Origin of the sequence: Methanoculleus sp. UBA413 (genome assembly GCF_002502935.1) — an archaeon.
Classification (GTDB): Archaea; Halobacteriota; Methanomicrobia; order Methanomicrobiales; family Methanoculleaceae; genus Methanoculleus; species Methanoculleus bourgensis.
In genome coordinates, this window is sequence record NZ_DAQR01000104.1 from 1 (window position 1) to 3,266 (window position 3,266).

Below are 3,266 nucleotides of genomic sequence, written 5' to 3' on the forward strand. Positions count from 1 at the left end.
ATGGACTACGAGGGGTTCCTGGCAGACGACCTGGTGCAGGACGGAGTGATCCGGAACCTCATGGTCATCGGTGAGGCCGTGAAACTCATCCCCGAACCGCTGAAATGCGAACACGCCGATATTTCCTGGAGAAAGATTGCAGGAATGCGAGACATCCTCATTCACGCATACTTCGGGATCCATAACGAGATCGTGTGGGACGTTATTAGAAACAAGATCCCGGAACTACAGGTTGCAGTCAGGCAGATGCTTGATGACGAGGCCGCCTGATCACCTTCTGCCGTGGTTCGGTGCCCGAAAACGGCTTGCCCCGCCGCAACCCCCGGCCCGCGAGCGCTGACAGGGTCCGATTGTTGTGCGTCGCCGGTGTCGCACTACCGTTCTTGTGTGACATGGAATGCACGTATGTGTCGTACAAAATTTGTTGTGTGACATGGAATGCACGTATGTGTCGTACAAAATTTGTTGTGGGACATGGAATGCGTTTTGTGACCCACAAATTCCGTTGTGGGTCATGGGTGTCCCACAACCTCACCGGGTATGGTTTTGCGTATACTCCGGTATGCATAACGTCCGTCGTGTATACTGGATCGGGGTTTTGATATGCACAAGACCTTCTTCCGGCGCGACGGTATGCTGAAGTAACCCCCTCACCCCCCGCCCAGCACCCTTACCAACACTGCCACCACCCCGGCGACGACCCCGCCGGCCCGCGAGCGCTGACCGTCGAGAGCCGCCGCTCCTCGCCGACCTTCTCCGCCCGAGAGCCGCTCCAGCGCCCGGATCCTGGCCTCAAAATCCAGGTCCTGCGCCTCCATCCGCGCGAGCGCCCGGCAAATCCACTTCACGTCCCGGTTCGTCTCGTAAGACCGAGTTCCCGGGTGGTCTTCTCCTCGGTCATCTTGGTACGCCTCCTGATGGACGATAGGTCGGAGAACCTAAAAAGCCTGACCGTAAGAACGATATACAGAAATTCCGGCGGAAAAATCCTTGCTCTGCCACGACCGGCTACGGAGCATTGCCGCCGGTCCAGAAGCTACCATACCTCCTCGGAAGACCCGCCGGTCTCTTCCCTTACCCGGTGAGTTCAACCTCGCCTGCCGCGAGAGGCCGGCAGCAGAGTCTGCCGCTGTGGGCATCCTTCATCACGGCATCGATCTTCCGTGAAATCTCCGCGCTGTAGTATGCCTCGCCGCACCGGTCGCAGACGTAGGCCGGGACATCCCTGATGACGATGATCTCATCCCCGACACGGGCGATGAACTCGGTCTTTCCTTCCTGCAGGGTCCCTTTACAGAACGTGCATCTCTCTGGAATCACTTCTACCTCCTCCTTCTTCGCATATCTGTCCAATGTTCATCGTCTGGCATGTAGGCGGTGATGACCCGGAGATGATCATCACAAATTCCAAGCACTACATGATACGCATGGTCACATATAAAACCGAGCATGAGCAGAGAGGGACAGGGCTCGTCGTCAGGATACGATTCGATGATCTCCCCAACCCTGATTGCCGAAAGGAGATCGTCAGTGGAGATGTTGCGCATCAATACATCCTGACCCGGGCATGATGCGAGATGATGACCGAATCCCGGTCTACCAACCCGATGATCTCATCTCTGCTGTGATTCACGTCTTCCCTTCCGTTGTGGATCGGTTTATCTCCCGTACACTAAAACATTTCCAACCGGTAGCCTGTTATGGGGAATGCCTCCGTGGCCAGTACCCATTGTGCGGCGCTTTTTCTGTGCGATCTCCTCTGTGCCCCTCCCAATAAAGTCAGGCTCATATCCCTATGGTGCATATTGTATTATTGTCTGTCATATTCCCGGGAAGCCTGGCAGGCGAGGAGTAACCAACCAGGGCAGACTTCGTCCAGAAGACCGTGAACAAATCGGCGGTCCCCATCGCCGACGTAACGTCGTTTAACACCCTCATCCAGATGATCATCGATGACAACTCCTTCGGGTGCGTCGCGTATACCGACAGCGACGGCGTTGAGGTGCCGGGGATTGTCCGCAACCGCGAGCACTACACCTTGATGAGTGAGCTTCGTCAACGGTGCGGGGAAGCGGGTCGGGACCGTCTCGCTCCAGTCCCCCTCGATCGCCGCGTTCGGGGCGAACGCCGCTGAGGCGCTTGCAAATACAGGCCTTGCGACCGCGATGGGCGGCACCGCCGTCCGCGACTTCGGCCGCGAGAGCTACTACGCTCAGCTCAAGTGCCACGACCCCTCGGGCGACGACTACTACGTCACCTTCACCCGGAAGACCGTCCGGATCTCGTCCTACCAGGACGACGCGATCCGGAACAAGATCGAGCGCCTTCGGCAGACCTGGTCCCCGCGCTGGAGTGAAGAGAGAGGATTTTTACCTCTCTTTTCTATCAGGAACGTTTCCGATTTGGAGTTTTTGCCTATTTATGTGGTAGGCTATGGGCCCTGGAAAGTCAGGTGGATGGACCGACCAGGGCTCGTTGTCATCTTCAATGTAGAGATCTCCCGTCTCTCTTCGCGTCTTCGCGCACTTCTGCGTGAGACTTCGGTACTCTCTAGTTACCCCTCATGCGAAGCTGCGAAGCACGCGAAGGGACGTTGCAGGGGATTATACCAAACTTTGCGCTCTCCTGTGTGAGGCCATGGTGCCCGTCCCATCATGCGACAAAAGTTCCTAAAATAAGGTGACACGATGCACTAGAACAGCATCTACGAGCATGCCCGGCGCTAGCCGGCGATGCAAGCGGCCGTCACGAAGCGAGGCCTCGCCGAGCGAGTGCGGGCGTCCGCGATTAGACGACGCAAAATGGACGCGCGTGAAGAGAGGCGAGACAGACATACATCCCGGGACAACGCTTGCCTGTGTGATGTCTGCACAAAATGGCAGTGCGGGGAAAGGGATTCGAACCCTTGAACTCCTGCGAGACTGGACCCTAAATCCAGCGCCTTTGACCTGGCTTGGCAACCCCCGCGTGCATATATGTCGATGCCGGGGAAATTATACTTGTTCCCCGGCGGCCAGTCTCCCACGTTGCCATCGTACCCGAGCACGGCTTCCTTTTAGGGGGGGAGGGGGCGGGCCCCATACGCGCGAACGTTCGGTAGGGAGACTCGTGAGGATACCGTCCAATTCAGGAGACGAACGTCGCTTTCGGGCACTATTGGTCGGTCTGCGATCAATCGTCCACCACCTCCTCGGAAAACGGTCTTGATCCTTGTCGGCGAGAGCCCGACCGGTTCGCACCGGGAGTTCATCGTGCCCGGGCAGGGT

The 3,266-nt window shown here is 57.5% G+C and carries 5 protein-coding genes and 1 tRNA gene; 2 read left to right on the forward strand and 4 right to left on the reverse strand.

Going from position 1 to position 3,266, the window contains the following annotated elements; all coding sequences use genetic code 11:
- The coding region (locus BP858_RS08595; RefSeq protein WP_286879299.1) for a DUF86 domain-containing protein at positions 1-270 on the forward strand (270 nt) is incomplete at its 5' end.
- Between the two features lie 380 nt (positions 271-650).
- On the opposite strand, the gene BP858_RS08600 is transcribed toward BP858_RS08595, so the two are convergent.
- From BP858_RS08600 to BP858_RS08610, 3 genes are all read right to left on the reverse strand, one after another.
- Positions 651-848: a hypothetical protein gene (locus BP858_RS08600; RefSeq protein ID WP_250317373.1), complete on the reverse strand. Its 198-nt coding sequence runs from the start codon at positions 846-848 to the stop codon at positions 651-653.
- Between the two features lie 226 nt (positions 849-1,074).
- Entirely contained in the window at positions 1,075-1,320 is a 246-nt protein-coding gene (locus BP858_RS08605; protein WP_062264956.1) for a type II toxin-antitoxin system MqsA family antitoxin, read from the reverse strand.
- Positions 1,321-1,322: 2 nt separating this feature from the next.
- Complete coding sequence (locus BP858_RS08610; RefSeq protein ID WP_250317371.1) at positions 1,323-1,547, reverse strand: DUF4258 domain-containing protein; 225 nt, start codon at positions 1,545-1,547, stop codon at positions 1,323-1,325.
- 498 nt (positions 1,548-2,045) lie between these two features.
- Between BP858_RS08610 and BP858_RS08615 the strand changes: the two genes are divergently transcribed.
- A complete protein-coding gene (locus BP858_RS08615; RefSeq protein WP_250317369.1) occupies positions 2,046-2,633 on the forward strand; it encodes a hypothetical protein in 588 nt (195 codons plus the stop codon).
- A 249-nt stretch (positions 2,634-2,882) separates the two neighbouring features.
- On the opposite strand, the gene BP858_RS08620 is transcribed toward BP858_RS08615, so the two are convergent.
- Positions 2,883-2,967: transfer RNA gene (locus tag BP858_RS08620), tRNA-Leu, on the reverse strand.
- Positions 2,968-3,266 lie beyond the last annotated feature (299 nt).